Below are 17,582 nucleotides of genomic sequence, written 5' to 3'. Positions count from 1 at the left end.
TCGCCGGCGCAGCCGGCGCGCGGGGGCCGCCGCCGACGGCGAACGCGAGCGCGACCCCCCCCGCGACCGCCGCCGCGACGACGCCGATCGCCGCGGCGCGCCCTCGGCGCCGCGGCTGATGCGGCCGCGTCACGACCTCGGTGTCGGCCGGCGGAGGCAGCGGCAAGTCGGCGACCGCGAAGGTCACCGTCCCCTCGCCCGCCGCCGTGAGTTCGGCTGCAAACGGCGCGAGGTCGACGGCCAGCGCCTGCGCGAGCTGCTTGCGCTGGCTCACCATCTCGTCGGCGAACAGCCAGCGCATCCACGCTCCGAGATGGTCGTGGTTCATCGCAGGATGAATGGCGACGAGAGCGGTTTGGATCGCGTCTCGCAACTCGGCGGCGCGCTGAAAGCGCTCGTTCGGATCGGGCCGGAGTGCTCGGGCGACCAGCTCGTCGTACGGGCGCAACGCCGGGTCGATGTGCGACGGCAAGGGGTGCTCGCCGCGGGTGACCATGCGCGCGAGCGCGCGGTAGTCGGGCGTCTCGCCGGGGTCGTACATGCGGCGGCCGGTGAGCAGCTCGAACAGCACGACGCCGGTCGCGTACACGTCGGTGCGATGGTCGACGACGCCGCCGCGCACGAGCTGTTCGGGCGCCATGTAGCCGAACTTTCCGAACCCGAGCTTCGGATCGGTGACCGTCCGGCGAAGCGCACTCTTCGCGATCCCGAAGTCGATGATCTTCGTCTCTCCCTCGAAGGACACCATCACGTTCGGCGGCGAGATGTCGCAATGCACGAGGTTGAGCGACGCGCCCTCCGCATCGGTGCGCCGGTGCGCGTACGCCAGCCCGCACGCGATCTCGCGCGCGATGAACAGCGCAAGATCGATCGGCAATCGCTGGTTGCGGTCCGCCAGCACGCGCAGAATTCGCCGCAGGTCGCGCCCCTCGACGTACTCGATTGCGAGGTAGTATTCGTGGCCGATCTGGCCGACCTCGAACACCTGGGCGATGTTCGCGTGCTGCAGCTTGATGGCGACCTGCGCCTCGTCGATGAACCGCTTGATGAACGCCTCGTCCTCGACCAGGTGCGGCAGCACTTTCTTGATGACGACGAGCTTCTCGAAGCCGGCGAGGCCGTGCTTCGCCAAGAAAATCTCGCCCATCCCCCCGCGCGACAGCCGCCGGAGCAGCAGATAGCGGCCGAATACCTGCGGCAGCTCCGGGTCCACCGTCATGAAACTGTCGCTGATCATCCGCCGCGCCGGTCGGGGTCACCCCCGCACACAAAAAATCATACGGTTGTCGCGCACTTCGCACAATGATAGCGTCGACCGGTGGCCCATGCGGATCGGTGCTGACGGCCGGCGACAATGGCGCGCGCGCGCCGCTGCGCTGGCCCTCGCGCTCGCGACGGGGCCGGGCGCGGGGTGTGCGGTCGAAGCCGGCGTGCACATCGAGCTGTTGCTCCCCGACGATCCGGCGCTGTCCCCTGTCGGCGATCCGCTCCAGTTGGCGGAGATCTCGCTCATCGCGACGGTGCCGGGCGAACCGCCCCAGCGGTTCACGCAGCGCGTCACCGACGGCAGCCACGACGTCGGCCTCGGGCGATTGCCGGTCGGCTCCGGCCTGCGGCTTGCGGTCGAGTTGCGCGCCGCGAGCCAGCGGCTGATCGGCTACGGGCGCGCGGTGGCGCCGGTCGACGTCCAGGCCGACGAAGACGTGACCATCCCCATCGTCATGCGGCGGCCGTTCGCGTACGTCACCGGGAGCGCCGGGCTCGACGCGTTCGACGCGGCGGTCGAGCCCGGCCTGCCCTACGCGGCACGGCTCGCACTCCCGGCGCCCCCGCGTGCGACCGCGCCGACCACCGCCGGCGACACGCTCGTCGCCGTCTCCGAGAGCGCGCTGTTTCTCGTGTCGACCGCGACGCACGCGCCAGAAGACGTCGCGCCGGTGCCGCTTCAGGCCGGTGCGCGCGCGGTCGCGGTGACGCCCGACGACGACTACGCGATCGTCGGCCACGGCGGCGCCGACGGCGGCATTTCGATCGTGCGCCTCGACGACGTACGCGGCGAAACCGGCTCCGCGAATTTCGTGCCGCTCGGCGACGTCACCGCCGTGGCGGCCGCGCGGTCGCGGACGCCCAGCGGCGCTCCGGTCGCGTGGGCGCTCGTCGGCGGGGCGGAGCCGGGCGCCGCGTGCGCCGGCGCACCGGCGTCGCCGCGCATCGTCGCGGTGGCGGTCGATAACCCGAGCGAGCCACTCGTCATGATCGAGCCGGGAGAGCCGGTGACGGACTTCGCGGCGCATCCGACGGCCGACGCGATCGCATACGTGACACCGTGCAACGCCGCCAGTCAGGTGCGCGCCGTCGCGCCGTGGTCGGATCCGGGGCGCGTGCTCGACATGCAGAGTGTGCGGGGCGCGGTGGCGGTGGCGGTCGACGACACGCGCATCTGGAGCCTCGGAGTTCAGCCGTCGACCGGCGGCCGCGGCGCGTTTTTGGTCATCGGCTCGGTGACGTTCGACGGCCGGGACGCCGCCGTACTCGAGTTGCCGGCCGCCGAAGAGCGAGCGCTCAGCGACGACTTCAGCGATGAGGGTCAGTTCGCCGAAGTGCGCATGACCGCCGACGGGCTGGTGCCGCTGGACCTGGCCGTGTTCCCCGGCGCCGACCACGTCGGCGTGCTCTACCGCGGCTACTACCACGGCGACGCACAACTGCTCGACGTGGGCCTCGCCACGGTCACGGTCATTCCAGAGATGGATCTCGATGCGTGGGAGTACCTGCTCGTCGATGCATCCACCGGCGCGCTCGTTCAGCGAACGCGGACACGCTGCGACCTGCGTTACGATCCAGATGCGTTCCTCGACCGATGGAGTTGCACGCAGGCGCCGGGACAGAACGTGGTCACCGGCGAGGGCTACGCGCCGCTGCAGCTCGCGGTGCTCAACGGATTCCGATGACGCTGCGCATCGCGATCATCGCCGCGGCAGTGACCGTCGCCGCGGCCTTTTCTGCGCGGGCGGCGCCGTCGCCCAAGCGCGCCGTCGCCGTGCTCGAATTCCGCGGCGGGTCCACCGCCGTACCCGATATCGCGCGGCGCGCGGCCACACTACTGCGCAAGCTGACCTCGCTGCGGATCATCGATGCCGACGATGCGCGCGCCGCCGGCGCCGAACACATCGATGCCGACGTGGCCCAGTGCGCGGGCGAGCCGCGCTGCGTGGCGGCCATCGGGCGCCGATTAGGCGCCGACGAAGTGCTGCTCGTCGGTGTAAGCGAGTTTGGCGACGTCATCTTGACGTTACAACGGGTCGACGTGCGCCGCCGCGCGGTGGTGGCGCGCGTCGCCGAAGCGCTCGCGCGCGATGCATCCCCGGACGACGACGACGTGTCCGACTACCTACGGCGCGTCATGCCGCGCTCCGACTTTTTGCGGTACGGCACGATCCGGATCGCGGCCAACGTTGCTGGCGCGCGCGTGTTCGTCGGCGGCATGCCGCGCGGCACCACGCCGGTGCCGCCAATCCGGGTGCGCGCGCCCGGCCGCTATGACATCGAGGTGCGCATGCCCGGGTACGCCGCGTTTCGCGCGTCGGTCGAGGTGCCGCCCGACGCGGCGGTCCAGGTGCACGCCGCGCTCGAGCCGACCTCGCGGGCCTGGTATCAAAAGTGGTGGGTGGCGGCCATCGCGGGTACGGTAGCGGCCGGCGCGGTCACCGCGGCCGTGCTGCTGTCGCGCGACGAGCCGACGACCGTGCCCGCCGACGTACGCGCATTTGAGCTGCGCTTCTGACGCGGCCGACGTCCCGCTACCCGCCACCCGCCGGCTCGTCGCCAGGCACGTCGAGTTCCAGCAACATGACGATGGCGTCCTCGCTGTCCTCGACGTAGTAGTTGGGGCGCACGCCGACGGAGCGAAAGCCGAACTCGCGGTACAGCGCGAGTGCACCGTCGTTGGAGCGCCGCACTTCCAGCGTGATGTAACGACAACGATGTCGCCGGGCGAAGTCCACGACGTGGTGCATCAGCCGGCGGCCGTGGCCACGACGCCGGTGGTCCGGGTGCGTGGCGACGTTGAGAACGTGCACCTCGTCCCGCACGAGCCAGTAGTTGCAAAAGGCGACCACGCGGCTTCGCCCCCCGGCCTCGCGATGGCGCACGACGTCGACGTAGGCCCACTCGCGGCCAAGCTCCTCGGCGAATACCTGCCGCGACCACGGCGCGCGAAACGACGCGTGTTCGATCTCCATGACCTGATCGAGGTCGGCTTCGGTCATCGGCCCGATCTCGACCTGACGGTGGCGCACGAGCGCATCCTACTGGCGGGGGCCCTGGCGAACCAGCGATGTCAGCAATCGCCAGACGTCGTCCGCGCCGTCGCGCGTGTGCGCCGAAAACAGGGCCGGAACGGCCGGCAGCCCGAGCGCGCGCTGGGCGGCCAACGCGGCGGGTTTTCGCTTCGATTTCGCCAGCTTGTCAGCTTTCGTCAGCACGGCGCGCGCCGGCACGCCGAGTTCCGCGAGCCACGCGAGCAGGTCCCGCTCGTCCTCCTCGGGTCCGCGGCGCGCGTCGACCAGCACGACGACGCCGCGCAGTGCGGAGCGGTCGCGCAAGTAGCCCTCGACGAGCGGACGCCACCCCTGCCGCACGGCCCGGGGCACCCTGGCGTACCCGTAGCCCGGCAGATCGACGAAATGAAGCGGCTCCCCTTTGGGGGGGGCGACCCGGAACCAGTTCAGGAGCCGCGTGCGTCCGGGCGTACGCGACGTCTTCGCGAGGTTCGCGGCGCCACACAGCGCGTTGATGAGCGACGACTTGCCGACATTCGACCGGCCGGCGAAGGCAACCTCCGGCAGATCGGGCGGCGGAAACCCCGCGGGGTCGGCGGCCGAGGTCACGAACCGAGCGGATCGCGCGCGCACGCATCTACCTCCTCGCCTCGGTAGACGCGCCGTGCGCGATCCGCTGCCACGCCGCGTCCGGATCGAACCGCGCGATGCGCAGGCCGTCGCGGTGGCACGCGGCACACACCGCGGCGCGCGCCTGCGGGGTCGACAGGTCGCGCAGGCCGAGCGCGCGGGCCAGCGGTCGATCCCGCATGATGTCGTCCGCGGCGTAGCCTCCGCCCGCGCCGTGGCACGCCTCGCAGCCGACGCCGGCGAACGCGGGCCGGCCCGCCGGGGCCGTGCCGGTGGTGTGGCATCCCTGACAGCGGCGGTCGCCCGCGCGGGCGCCGAGGCTGCGGTCGGCGCGCGCATGAGCCGTCGCCCGCCACTGCGCGAATTCGTCCGGGTGGCACGCGCCGCACGCATCGGAGCCGACGAACGGCGCCGGCGGCGGACCGGCCTCGTCCGCGGGTGCCCGGCGGCCCGGCAACGACGCAGCCGCGACGGCGACCGCGATGGCGACAGTGCGCACCACGCATGTGCGCGTACCATGCGCGCGCGGCGGCGGCAACCGGCCGCGGTGCGCCGGCGGCGGCGTGCGCTGCCGCGTCGCGGGGGCCGGCGACGTGGTACCGTCCGCGGCACGGGGACGCATCGGTGTCGCGGATCGTCGGACTCACAGGCGGCATTGCCAGCGGCAAGAGCACCGTGGCGGCCATGCTGCGCGCTCTCGGCGCTCCGGTGGTGGACGCGGACGCCATCGCCCGCGAGGTCGTCGAGCCGGGCCAGCCGGCCCTCGCCGAAATCGTCGGCCGCTGGGGCCCCGGCGTACTCGGCCCGGACGGTCGGCTCGACCGAAAACGCCTCGCCGCGATCGTATTCGCCGACCCCGACGAGCGCCGGGCGCTCGAGGCGATCACCCACCCTCGCATCGCCGAGCGCAGTCGCGCGCGCATCGCCGAGTTCGCCGCTCGCGGCGCGCCGGCGGTCGTGTACGAAGCCGCCCTGATCGTGGAGAACAAGCTGTACGAGTGGATGGACGCGCTCATCGTCGTTGCGGTTCCGCCGGACGTCCAGCGCGCGCGCCTCATGGCGCGCGACGGCATCACCGCCGCCGAGGCGGACGCGCGCATCGCTGCCCAACTTCCGTTGGCGGACAAGGTTGCGGTCGCTACCTACGTGGTCGACAACTCGGGCTCTGTCGACGACACACGCGCGCAAGTCGAGCGCATCTGGGAGGAGGTATCGAAGTGAAGCGGGCCTTTACCGAAGACGGCGAGTGCCCCGACGAGCGGGTGCTGGTCACGGGGTTCCCGGCGTTCACGGCGCGGCGGATGGCCGCCAAGATTCTCGCCGAAGACGCGACGGCGCGGCTGGACTTGCTCGTGCGCGACAAGTTCGTCGCTGCGGCCCGCGACTTCATCGCGTCACTGCCCAGCGATCAGGCGGCGCGGATCGAGCCGCTGATCGGCGACGTATGCGACATGGACCTCGGGCTCGCCGGAGGAGAGTTCGCGCGGATTGCCGCCGAAGTGACGACGATCTGGCATATGGCCGGGATCTACTTTCACGGCGTCGATCGGCACACCGCGCGCCGCGTCAACGTCGAAGGAACGCGCGGCGTGATCGAACTGGCCAAAGAAGCTCGCCAACTGCGTCGCCTGTGCCACTGGTCGACCGCGACCGTGTCCGGCAAGCGGCGCGGCGTCGTCATGGAGGACGAACTCGACGAAAACCAAAGCTTTCACAACTTCTATGAGGAGACCAAATTCGAAGCGGAAAAGCTCGCGCGGGCGGCCCAGCGCCATCTTCCGGTAACGGTGTTCCGCCCCGGCATCATCGTCGGTGACAGCCGCACCGGAGAGATCGACAAGTTCGACGGGCCCTACTATCTGGCGGTGCTGTTCGTGACGACGCCGCCCGGAGTCCGCCTGCCGCTCCCAGGACGCGGCGCTGCACCGCTTCACGTTGCGCCGATCGACTACGTGATCGACGCCGCGTACGCGCTGTCTCTCGATGCGCGCGCGGCCGGAAAGACGTTCCACCTCACCGATCCGAATCCGCTGTCCGCGCGCCGCGTGTACGCGCTGATCGCGGAACAAACCCGACGGACGCCGGCACAGGGGTTCATTCCGAGCGGCCTGGCGCGCGCGCTGCTGCACACGCCCGGCATCGAGCGCATCGCGCGCGGACCGCTGGCGTTCCTCGACGCCCTCGACCACCTCGTGTTCTACAACACGCGCAATACGCGCGAGCTGCTCGCGGGCACGGGGATCGACTGCCCGCCGTTCGACACGTACGTCGCCGCGCTCGTCCGCTACGTGCGCGATGTACACGACGCGCGCCGCGCAAAACTCGAAGACGACGTGTTCGATCCGTTCGATTGACGGCGAACGCGGTGCGCGGCCCGGTCGCGCCGCTATCCGCGGTCGGCCTCGGCCAGAATGCGCAGGCGCAGCGCGTTGAGGCGAATGAACCCCTCCGCGTCCCGCTGATCGTACACGGTGTCGGCTTCAAAGGTGGCGACATCGGCGCGGTACAGCGATCGGGGCGACTTGCGCCCGACGACTTGCGCCGCCCCCTTGTATAGCTTCAGCCGTGCGGTTCCGTCGACGCGCGTCTGGATCGCGTCGACGACTTGTTGAATCGCCTCGCGCTCGGGCGCGTACCAAAACCCGTTGTACACGAGCGCCGCGTAACGAGGAACGAGGTCGTCGCGCAGGCGCATCGTCTCGCGATCCAGCGTGAGCGACTCCACCGCGCGGTGGGCGAGGTGCAGCAGCGTCCCGCCAGGTGTCTCGTATACGCCGCGAGACTTCATCCCGACGAAACGGTTTTCGACCAGATCGACGCGGCCGACGCCGTGTTCCCCCGCCAGCGCGTTGAGTCGAGACAAAAGGTCGACCGGGCCGAGCCGCTCTCCGTCGACCGCGACGGGATTTCCGGCCTCGAACTCGATGTCGACGTAGCGCGGAGAGTCGGGAGCATCCGCCGGGTCGCGCGTACGCTGGAACATGTCGGCATCTGGCTCGCGCCACGGATCCTCGAGCACCCCACCCTCGTAGGACGTGTGAAACAGATTTCGGTCGATCGAGTAGGGCTTGTCGGCCGTCGCTTCCACCGGAATCGCATGCGTGCGCACGTAGTCGATCAGCTCGGCGCGCCCGCGGAAGCTCCACTCCCGCCACGGTGCGATGATGCGAATGTTCGGGTCGAAGTGATACGCCGCCAGCTCGAAGCGCACCTGGTCGTTGCCCTTGCCGGTCGCGCCGTGCGCGATCGCGTCGGCGCGCTCGCGCGCGACGACCTCCATCAGGCCCTTGGCGATGCACGGCCGCGCCAACGACGTTCCCAGCAGGTAGTGCCCTTCGTAGACCGCGCCCGCGCGAACCGCCGGGAACACGAAATCGCGAACGAACTCCTCGCGTTGATCCACGACGTACGCCGCGACCGCCCCGCATTCGAGCGCCTTCGCTCGCGCCGCATCGAGGTCCTCGCCCTGGCCAACGTCGGAACAAAACGCGACGACCTCGCAGTCGTAGGTGTCGCGAAGCCAACGCAGCGCGACGGACGTGTCCAATCCGCCCGAATAGGCGAGCACGACTTTGTCGACCGATGACATCGCCGCGAGGCTACCGGACCTCGACGATCCCGCGCAACAGCAGCTTGCACAGGTGGCGGTACGCCTCGAACCGAGGCATGCCGGCCACGTCGAGCAATTCGTCGAAGCTCAACATGCCGTCGATGCGGGACACCAGGAACACCGACCGGCTGTCGAGCTGGTGCAGAGGCAGTTCGTGGGACGGCAGCGCGACCACCGGAACTGCACGGTGGTCGCCCACGTACGCGGCGAACAGCTCGATGATGTCGCTCCGCCGAGCGTGCACGAGTTTCTGTGCCACGGCGCTGTCCGAGGCCTCCTCGAGCGCGAGTTCGGCCGCGACGACCGCCTCCACCACGTCGCCGCGGTCATGCGCTGCAACTGCGCGGTCCAGCAGAGCCGCCACGCGCCGGCGCGTCCGCTCCGGCGGCGCCTCGCCTGCCGGAGCGCCCGCGTCGACCTCCGCGGATACGCGAGCCGTGATGTCGTCGACCGTCACGACCGCCGCGGCCGCGCTGGTGTAGTCGCCCGTGATCAGTTTGCTGCCGTCCGTGCCGCTCCCACCGTGCGCGCTGTCGCCGGCGCTCCGCGATGCGAGCGGCGCATCGCCGGCGGAGGTGCCGGCCGCCGGCGCGCGGCGCGGCCCGGACCCGCTGGCGCCGTCGACGTGCGCGGTGAACCGCTCCGCGTGGCCGATCGGCGGCAGCCGGCCCTCGCGCTGATACTCGGGTACGTCGTCGGCGGGATCGATCGACTCGCCGCGTGCGGTCCTCGCCGCCGGTCGCTCGCGCGTCGCCTCGATGTCGTCGATGGCGGGCAGTTCGCGCGTCCGCTCGAAGTCCGACGCCGTACCGCCCCGGCCGGCGCCACCCGCATCGTCACCGACCTGCCCCGGTGGCCCCGCTTCACCCGCGTCCAGTTCGAGCGGCGCGCCGCCGCCCTCCAGGTCCAGTTCGAGCGGCGGGCCGCCGCGCTCCAGGTCCAGTTCGAGCGGCGCACCCACGCCGTCTAGCTCCAGCTCTCGACCGAGCAGCGGATCGTGCGTCGGCGGCCGAAGCCCGAACGACGCGCGATCGCGCGTCACCTCGTCGTCTTCCGCCGTCGCGTGCCCCGCCGACAGCACGCCCGACCACTCGCCGGCGCGGCGCTCCGTGGTCTCCGCCTGCGTGAGGTCCGAATCGGCCGCCTGGCGCGCCCACGCGGTCGCCGCCTGGCCGCGCTCGATCGTCCGCTCGCGCGCGTCCTCGGTATCGTCGTCGCCGCCCGGCGGCGCGAGCACTGTCTCGAGTTCGTCGAGGTCGACCGCCGCGGCGCGGCGCGCCGGGACCGCGGGCATCGTCTCGTCGCGAGTGCCGTGATCGTGGAACGTCACGTGGACGTGCGCGCTGCCGTCCCGCTCGACCGGCGCACGGTCGTCCCGCACGGCGCCGTCGAGCGACCGGACGTCGGTGTCGTCCAACGCCGCCGCGCCCGTGCCGGGCGGGTCGCCTACCGGCGCGCTCCGGCTGCGCATGGCGGCGATCGCGTCCTCCGCGAGCGCCGGCCGATCCGACAGCGGCGGCGGCTCGTCCCCACCCGGAACGGTCAGCTCGTCGTCGGTGTCGCGGCCGGGCCGGCGTTCGGCGTCCGCCTCCGGGCCGCGCACGGCGAGCAGCCGCTCGTACGACGGCGGCGGCTCCGCACTCATTTCGATCCCGTGCTCGATCGCGCCCGCATCCGCTCCTCCGAGCACGTCGTTCAGCTCGCTGAAGTCCGCCTCGACCGCCGCCGCGTGGGCGTCCACCGGCGCGGTCCGAGCGCGCTCGAAACGGTCGCGCTCGTCGCGCGACGCGGCGCGCGCGCCGCCCGCTGCCAGCTCGGCCAACCCGTCGCCGACCTCGCCCCCCTCGACGGCGACGAGATCCTCCGCGATGACCGACAAGCCCGGACCGAGCGCTGCGGGCGCCGGCGGCAGCGGCTCGGCAACGAAGTCTTCGAGTTCCCACCCCTCGTCGACTTCGCCGGCGACGGCGACGCCGGTCGGCGCCGCGCGGCCGAGTCCCGCCGGTTCGGCGGGATCCTCCGTGACCACGATCGCCTCGTATGCGTCGTCGTCGTCGTCGTCGACCGTCGGTGCGCCCACCGGGATATCGCGCGCCGCGGCAGCGGCGGCCGCCTCCCGTGCGGCGCGAAACTGTTCCTCCAACAGATCGAAGTGCGCTCGCACGTAGTCGATGTACTCGGACGCGCGCGGCGCGTCGGGATCGAGGGCCAGCGCGTGCTCCCAGTCGGACAGCGCCCCGACCAGGTCCCCTTCGCCGTACTTGGACAATCCGCGTCGGGTGAGGTCGGCGACTCGAGCAGCCAGCCGCCGCTCGTCGACGTCCAGCCCCCCGAGCGTGTCGCCTCCCTTACCCATCCCGAAGCGCGCTATCCGGCGCGCGTCTTCGACACCACACCCTTGAACATGTTCAGGGTCCGCGTCAGCGCTTCGGTGGTGTCGACGAGCGTCGCCGTATCCTTGGCCGCGATCGCCTGGCGCGCTCGCTCGCACACACCGCGCGCCTTTCTGACCGCGTCTTGCCCGAACTCGGAGCCGCTGATGATCTCCGTGACCTGCGGGAACAGCCCTTCGATCTCGTCCAGGATGCGCTCCGCCTGATGGCGGTGCTTTTCGAAGTCCTTGCCGGCGCGGACCTCGAGCATGTAGTCCTGGTTCTCCTCGATCATCTTCTTGATCTCATCTTCCGTGAGGCCGCTGGTCGCCGTCACGGTGATGGACTGTTCGATCCCAGTCTCGAGATCCTTGGCTTTGACGCTGACGATGCCGTCGGCGCTGATGTGGAAGGTGACCTCGATTTCGACCTCGCCGCGGGGCGCGCGGCGCAGCCCGGTCAGAATGAACTCGCCGAGCAGCTCGTTCTCTTCGGCGCGGTCGCTCTCGCCCTGGAGCACGAGGATCTTCACCGACGTCTGGTTGTCCTTCACCGTCGTAAAGACGTGCGACTTGGACGTCGGAACCGTCGTGTTCTGCTCGATGAGCTTGTGAAAGTAGCCGCCGACGATCATGATGCCGAGCGAGTGCGGCGTAACGTCGAGCAGCAGGATGTCGTTCTGCTCGTCGATCAACGCCGCGCCCTGAATCGCTGCGCCGAGCGCGACGACCTCGTCCGGGTGAACGCCTTTGCACGGCTCCCGTCCGAAGAACTCGCTGACCGCTTCCTGCACGCGCGGCATCCGCGTCATCCCTCCGACGAGGATGACGTCCTCGATCTCCTCCTTGGGAATGTCCGATTCCTCGAGCGTGCGCCCGCAGATGTCGATCGTGCGCTCGATCAGATCGGACGTGAGTTCTTCGAGTTTCTCTCGCGTGAGCGTCGTCTGCAGATGCAGCGCCTCGTTCCGCCCCGTCGAGATGATGAACGGCAGATTGATCTCCGTCTCGCGGACGCTCGACAGCTCGCACTTGGCCTTCTCGGCGACGTCCTTGAGCCGCTGCAGCGCCATCTTGTCCTTGCGCAGGTCGATGCCGTGCTCCTTCTGAAAGCCGAACACGAGCCAGTCGATGATACGCCGGTCGAAGTCCTCGCCGCCGAGGAAGGTGTCGCCCGCGGTCGAGATGACCTCGAACACCCCGTTGCCGATGTCGAGGATCGAGATGTCAAAGGTGCCGCCGCCGAGGTCGTACACGGCCACCTTGCGCTCGATGTTGCGCCCGAATCCATACGCGAGTGCGGCGGCGGTCGGCTCGTTGATGATGCGGATGACGTCGAGCCCCGCGACCCGACCTGCGTCCTTCGTGGCCTGGCGCTGCCCGTCGTTGAAGTACGCGGGAACCGTGATGACGGCCTTGAACACCTCCTCGCCGAGGTACTCCTCGGCGATGATCTTCATCTCCTGCAGGATGTACGCCGACAGCTCGGGGATCGAGAACACCTGGTCCCGGAGCATGATGCGGACGTCGTCGTGCGGCCCCTCGACGATCCGGTACGGCATCGTCTCGACCGACGCCCGCACGGCCGCGGCACCCCACTTTCGGCCGATCAGTCGCTTGGCGGCGAACACGGTATTTTCCGCGTTGGTGATCGCCTGGCGCTTTGCGATGTGGCCGACGAGCCGCTTGCCATTCTCGGCGATCGCCACCATCGACGGGGTCGTCTTGTAGCCGCCCCGATTGGGGATCACGACCGGCGTGCCGTCTTCGACGATGGCGACGCAGGAGTTCGTCGTGCCGAGATCGATTCCGATGACCTTTTCCGCTGCCATGGCGCTACCGCCGCGTTGCGAGCTCGGAGCGAACCGCTTGTAGCTCGCGCTCGAGTTCGGTGTGAAGCTGGTCGTTGTGCCGGTTCAAAGCGAGAGCGTGTTCGAGTGTGCGCTGTGCGTCCGACAGCTTCCCGGCGGCCCGCAGCACCTGCGCCAACACGCGGGCACACGACGGATCGTCAGGCTCTAACCCCGCTGCCTTCTTAGCATATTCCTCCGCCAGGCTCAATTGGCCGGCCGCCTGGGCGCACAGCGCGGCGCGGCGCAAGTAGCGCGCTTGCGGGTCCACCCGGATCGCGCCGGCCATGTACTTGAGCGCCTCGATCCGCTCGCCCGCCGCTTCCAACTGCTCGGCCTTCGCGAACAGCTCGCGCGCGTGTTCGGCGTGCGTCTGGGCGCGGGGCGTCCTCCCGGACGGCGGCCGTCCCGCCAGCACGTCGAGGTACTCGGCTCGCTTGGCGTCGTCGCTGAGCACGTCGAACGCGCGGCTGGCCGCCTCGAAAATGCGGGACAGCCACGGGCCGAACGCGCCCGTGTGCTTGCCGTAGTAGCGGTCCGGATGAAACTGCTTGGACACGCGGAAATAGGCGCGCTTGAGCGTCTTTTTGTCGGCGTCCGGTGACACGCCGAGCACGTCGAACAGCGTCCCGCGCTCGATGGTTCGCAACAGCACCAGCACGCGCTCGCGGTCTTCGCGGGACAACGCCACCGAGTCGTCGTCGAGCGCGGCCCGCTCCTCGGCGGTGAGCGACAGGTCAGCGAACGCAAGCGGTGCGCGCAGCATGCGCTTGCTCGGCGGCTCGGTGCCAACCGCGGACGGAGCCCCCTCGGCCGGGCCTGCCGCGCGAGCGCGAGTGCGTTCGCTCGGCGCCGCGGCGGCGGCCCGTTCGCTCGGCGCCGCGGCGGCGGTGGCGGCGGGCCGCGGCGTATACGGGCGCTCGTGCGGCAACAAGAAGGCGCCGCAGCGCTTGAGTTTGCGGACGATGTCGATCGCGCGGGCGACCGGGAACCCCGTCTCGAGGATCACCTCGCGGACGGTCAGCATGCCGTCGATGCGGGTGAGCACGAAGTAATCTTCGTGTGTCAGCGCCCCGTGCCGCACCGGATCGAAGTGCGGGTTCGGCCGAACCTTCTGCTGCACACTCCCGATGTCGGGAATCGTCTCGGGGAATTCCCTCACCTGCCAAGACCGCTCTGCCGGTATCTTACCCGGCCGGCGGGGCCGACAGGAATAGCTCGAGGATGGCCTTCTGCACGTGCAGCCGGTTCTCGGCCTGCCGCCACACGGCCGACTGTGGCCCCTCGATGACGCCGTGCGTGATCTCCTCGCCGCGGTGCGCCGGCAGACAGTGCAGCACGAGCGCGTCCGGCGCAGCCCGCGCCAGCAGGGCCTCGTCGATGCAAAACCCGCGGAACGCGCGGCGCCGGCGCTCCGCCTCCTCCTCCTGCCCCATCGACGCCCACACGTCGGTCGACAACACGTCGGCCCCGGCGGCGGCCGCCGCCGGCTCCCGGACGATGTCGATCCGCCCCCGGCCCAGGTCGGCGAGGCGCGCGCGGGCGTCGGCGAGCACCTCCGGATCCGGGTCGAAGCCCTCCGGGCACGCGAGGCGCAGTTCGAGCCCGAGCATCCCCGCGGCGTGGATCCAGCTGTTGGCCATGTTGTTTCCGTCGCCGATCCACGCGTAGCGCGCCCCCGCAACGTCGCCGTCGCGCAACTCGTAGACGGTAAACAGGTCCGCGACGACCTGGCACGGGTGGAGCAGGTCGGTGAGCCCGTTGATCACCGGCACCGGCGACCAGCGCGCGAGTTCGTCGCACCGACTCTGGGCGAACGTCCGGATGACGATGCCGTGGCAGTAGCGGCCGAGCACCCGCGCCGTGTCTTCGATCGGCTCGCCGCGGCCGATCTGCGTGCCCTGCGACGTGAGGTACACCGCGTAGCCGCCCAGCTCCACCATGCCGATCTCGAACGACACGCGCGTGCGGGTCGACGCCTTCTCGAACACCATGCCGAGGGTGCGGCCGGCGAGCGTGCGCACCGGCTGACCGCGCTGGCGCGCCGCCTTCAGTTCGGCCGCCCGCGGCAACAGTCCGAGCAGTTCGTCGGCCGTCAGATCGGTGAGGCGCAACAGATCGCGCTTGCGCTCACCGCGCATCGGCCACCTCGTCCAGCACCGCGCGCAGGATCGCAAGCGCCTCGTCGATGTGCGCGCGGTCGACGATGAGCGCGGGCGCGAAGCGCACGACGGTGCCGCCCGCAACGGAAACCAGCAGACCGCGGTCGCGACACCGCGCAACCACGTCGGCCGCGCCGCGCGCCAACGCGATGCCGCGCAGCAAGCCGCGGCCGCGCGCGTCGACGCACAAACCGGGATAGGCTGCGACCAGCTCCGCGAGGCCCGCGCCCAGCACGTCGCCGGCCGCGGCCGCATGCGCGAGCAGCCCGTCGTCTTCGATCGTGCGCAGTACGGCGCGCGCGGCGGCGCAGGCCAGCGGGTTCCCGCCGAACGTCGACGCGTGCGGGACCGGCCCACCCTCGCGAAATGCGAGCCCCTGCGCCGCGGCTTCCGTCGCCGCGCACGCGCCGATCGGCACGCCGCCGCCGAGCGCCTTGGCGAGGGTCATCACGTCGGGAGCGACGCCGTCGTGTTCGTAGCCGAACCATCGCCCCGTTCGGCCGATACCGGTCTGCACCTCGTCGAACACCAGCAGCGTGCCGGTGCGGTCGCACAGCTCGCGCAGTCCGGCGAGATACCCCGACGACGGCACGTGGATACCGCCCTCTGCCTGGATCGGCTCGACGATCATCGCGCACGCATCGCGCGGCGCGAGCGCGCGCTCGGCGGCATCCAGATCGTCGAACGGGACGAAGCGCACCGGCCCCACCAGCGGGCCGAAGCCCTCCCGGTACTTTCCCTGTCCCGTGATCGACACGGTCGCGAACGACCGCCCGTGAAACGAGCCGTCGGTCGACACCACGACGTCGCGGGGTTCGCCGCGGACGACCCGGTGATACCGGCGCGCCAGTTTGAGCGCGGCCTCGTTCGCCTCCGCGCCGGAGTTGCAGAAGAACACGCGATCGGCGAACGAAATCCGCGCGAGGTCCTCGGCCAGCAGAATCTGCTGCTCGATGAAGTACAGGTTGGACGTGTGCACGAGCGTGCGCGCCTGCTGCGCGATCGCCTCCGCGAGCGCCGGGTGCGCGTGGCCGAGTGCGCACACGGCGATGCCGGCCGTCATGTCGAGGTAGCGGCGGCCGGCGACGTCGAACAGTTCGACCCCCTGACCGCGCGCCATCACAATCGGCGGCTGGCGGTAGTTTTGCATCAACACCCGGCCGGCGAGATCGATCAGATCGGCCTGTCGCTGTGTGCTCACGGCTGTCCCTCCTCGGGATCGCGCACCACCTGCGTGCCGATCCCCTGGTTCGTGAAGATTTCGAGCAGCAGGGCATGCTCGACGCGGCCGTCGATGATGTGCACCTTGCGCACGCCGGCGGTGAGCGCCGCGAGCGCATGTTGCACCTTCGGGATCATGCCGCCCCCGATCGTGCCGTCGGCGATCATGCGGTCGGCGTCGGTCGCGCGCAGGGTCGAGATCAGCGAGCCGTCGGCGTCCAGCACGCCTTCGACGTCGGTGAGCAGCACGAGCTTCTCGGCGTCGAGCGCGGCCGCGAGCGCGGCGGCGAACGGGTCGGCGTTGACGTTGAGCGTCTCGCCGTCGGCGCCGATGGCCAGCGGTGCGATCACCGGGATGTAGTCGCCGAGCAGGTGGTCGATGACCGCCGGATCCACCGCGGCGACCTCGCCGACCAGGCCGAGGTCGTCGCGATGGCGGCGCGCGCGCACCATGCCGCCGTCCTTGCCGGTGAGCCCGACGGCACGGCCGCCGAGGCGGTCGATCAGGCGGACGATCTCCTTGTTGAGGGTGCCGCCGAGCACCATCTCGACCACCTCGAGCGTGCGCTCGTCGGTGACGCGCAGGCCGCCGCGGAAGGTGGCCGCAATGCCGAGCCGGTCGAGCATCGCGCTCACCTGCGAGCCACCGCCGTGCACGACGACGACGTGGACGCCGACCCACGAAAGCAAGATCAGATCCTCGGCGAGGCGCTCGCGCAGGGCGAGGTCCTCGAGCGCGCGGCCGCCGACCTTGACGACGAACGTCCGCCGCCGGAACGTGCGGATGTACGGCAGCGCTTCGATGAGCACGCGCGCCTTGTCGACGGCTCGTTGCATGGCTGCGCCATCTTAGACCGGATCGGCGCCCGGATCGCCGCGCGGCGGCCGCCGGCCGTCGCGAGCCGCGCTCACCGCGAACGGCGCTCGATGCCGATCGCGCGGCGGCGGCCGCCCGGCGCCCGCGCCAGGTGGACCTCCACCGCGGGGCGGCGCGCAGCGCGTAGACCCGCTTGTACCGGCCGCCCCGGGAGGCTGTTGCGCACAGCCGCTGGCTGCGGTCGCGATCTGCGGGCGATCTTCGGCGTACGTCCTCGCGCCCTTCGGTACCGTATGTTTATACGCGCCCTCGTGCGCTACGGGCGTGCGCCGAACCTCGCCTCGCATCTCGCAATCTCGCTGGTGCGCCTACACGCAACAGCCTGCTAGCCCGCGCGCGCCGACAGCTTGCCGTCGCCGAACAGCTCGCGGTAGATGAAGCGCGCACCGCCGTTGAGGCCCGAACCGGTCTCGAAAAACAAGGTGGGAAACAGGCCGACCGTCTGCTCGCCGTTGAACACGATGCGCTTGGCGCGCTCGCCGAGTTGGTAGCGGTCGTGCGCCCACAGCGCACCGCGCCGCGCGCAGCCACGGGCGCCCGCGTCGCCCCGCGCCCCCGGGCGCACCGCGCCGCGCGCAGCC

15 protein-coding genes and 1 pseudogene are annotated in these 17,582 nt (G+C 70.8%); 4 read left to right on the top strand and 12 right to left on the bottom strand.

Going from position 1 to position 17,582, the window contains the following annotated elements; genetic code table 11:
- Positions 1 to 1,219: serine/threonine protein kinase (locus D6689_04850; GenBank protein RMH43569.1), on the bottom strand; the 1,219-nt coding region annotated here is incomplete at its 3' end.
- 106 nt (positions 1,220 to 1,325) lie between these two features.
- Between D6689_04850 and D6689_04845 the strand changes: the two genes are divergently transcribed.
- Together D6689_04845 and D6689_04840 are read left to right on the top strand one after the other, a co-directional pair.
- The gene (locus tag D6689_04845; protein ID RMH43568.1) at positions 1,326 to 2,951 is read left to right on the top strand and encodes a hypothetical protein; all 1,626 of its coding nucleotides are present in this window, start codon (positions 1,326 to 1,328) and stop codon (positions 2,949 to 2,951) included.
- Positions 2,861 to 3,784: a PEGA domain-containing protein gene (locus D6689_04840; protein RMH43567.1), complete on the top strand. Its 924-nt coding sequence runs from the start codon at positions 2,861 to 2,863 to the stop codon at positions 3,782 to 3,784. Before D6689_04845 ends, D6689_04840 begins: the two co-directional genes overlap by 91 nt.
- Before the next feature lie 16 nt (positions 3,785 to 3,800).
- On the opposite strand, the gene rimI is transcribed toward D6689_04840, so the two are convergent.
- The 3 genes and pseudogenes from rimI to D6689_04825 form a co-directional block, all read right to left on the bottom strand.
- Positions 3,801 to 4,268 (bottom strand): ribosomal-protein-alanine N-acetyltransferase, encoded by a 468-nt coding sequence (rimI, locus tag D6689_04835; GenBank protein RMH43571.1) that lies wholly within the window; start codon positions 4,266 to 4,268, stop codon positions 3,801 to 3,803.
- 39 nt (positions 4,269 to 4,307) lie between these two features.
- Positions 4,308 to 4,913: a YihA family ribosome biogenesis GTP-binding protein gene (locus D6689_04830; GenBank protein RMH43566.1), complete on the bottom strand. Its 606-nt coding sequence runs from the start codon at positions 4,911 to 4,913 to the stop codon at positions 4,308 to 4,310.
- A 208-nt stretch (positions 4,914 to 5,121) separates the two neighbouring features.
- A pseudogene (locus D6689_04825) lies at positions 5,122 to 5,532 on the bottom strand (hypothetical protein).
- Between D6689_04825 and D6689_04820 the strand changes: the two are divergent.
- A complete protein-coding gene (locus tag D6689_04820; protein RMH43565.1) occupies positions 5,415 to 6,131 on the top strand; it encodes a dephospho-CoA kinase in 717 nt (238 codons plus the stop codon). The pseudogene D6689_04825 and the gene D6689_04820 overlap by 118 nt on opposite strands.
- Positions 6,128 to 7,264 (top strand): NAD-dependent epimerase/dehydratase family protein, encoded by a 1,137-nt coding sequence (locus tag D6689_04815; protein ID RMH43564.1) that lies wholly within the window; start codon positions 6,128 to 6,130, stop codon positions 7,262 to 7,264. Before D6689_04820 ends, D6689_04815 begins: the two co-directional genes overlap by 4 nt.
- 32 nt (positions 7,265 to 7,296) lie before the next feature.
- Here the strand turns inward: D6689_04815 and D6689_04810 are convergent, their stop codons facing one another.
- From D6689_04810 to D6689_04775, 8 genes are all read right to left on the bottom strand, one after another.
- On the bottom strand, positions 7,297 to 8,499 hold the full coding sequence (locus D6689_04810) for an argininosuccinate synthase (protein RMH43563.1): 1,203 nt from the start codon (positions 8,497 to 8,499) through the stop codon (positions 7,297 to 7,299).
- A gap of 10 nt (positions 8,500 to 8,509) precedes the next feature.
- Positions 8,510 to 10,876, bottom strand: coding sequence for a hypothetical protein (locus tag D6689_04805; protein RMH43562.1), 2,367 nt, complete (start codon positions 10,874 to 10,876; stop codon positions 8,510 to 8,512).
- An 11-nt stretch (positions 10,877 to 10,887) separates the two neighbouring features.
- Positions 10,888 to 12,723 carry a molecular chaperone DnaK gene (gene dnaK, locus D6689_04800; GenBank protein ID RMH43561.1) on the bottom strand — a complete coding sequence of 612 codons (1,836 nt, stop codon included), beginning with the start codon at positions 12,721 to 12,723 and terminating at the stop codon, positions 10,888 to 10,890.
- 4 nt (positions 12,724 to 12,727) lie between these two features.
- Complete coding sequence (locus D6689_04795) at positions 12,728 to 13,864, bottom strand: hypothetical protein (protein ID RMH43560.1); 1,137 nt, start codon at positions 13,862 to 13,864, stop codon at positions 12,728 to 12,730.
- 64 nt (positions 13,865 to 13,928) lie between these two features.
- The gene (gene argF / locus D6689_04790; GenBank protein ID RMH43559.1) at positions 13,929 to 14,882 is read right to left on the bottom strand and encodes an ornithine carbamoyltransferase; all 954 of its coding nucleotides are present in this window, start codon (positions 14,880 to 14,882) and stop codon (positions 13,929 to 13,931) included.
- Positions 14,872 to 16,053, bottom strand: coding sequence for an aspartate aminotransferase family protein (locus D6689_04785; GenBank protein RMH43570.1), 1,182 nt, complete (start codon positions 16,051 to 16,053; stop codon positions 14,872 to 14,874). Before D6689_04785 ends, argF begins: the two co-directional genes overlap by 11 nt.
- A gap of 47 nt (positions 16,054 to 16,100) precedes the next feature.
- Positions 16,101 to 16,961 (bottom strand): acetylglutamate kinase, encoded by an 861-nt coding sequence (gene argB, locus D6689_04780; protein RMH43558.1) that lies wholly within the window; start codon positions 16,959 to 16,961, stop codon positions 16,101 to 16,103.
- Positions 16,962 to 17,326: 365 nt separating this feature from the next.
- On the bottom strand, positions 17,327 to 17,582 hold a 256-nt coding region (locus D6689_04775), incomplete at its 5' end, for a hypothetical protein (GenBank protein RMH43557.1).

The sequence above is a fragment of the Deltaproteobacteria bacterium genome (assembly GCA_003696105.1).
Lineage (GTDB): Bacteria > Myxococcota_A > Polyangia > Haliangiales > J016 > J016.
The sequence above is the reverse complement of the archived record's forward strand: the minus strand, read 5'-3'. Positions and strand labels throughout refer to the sequence as shown.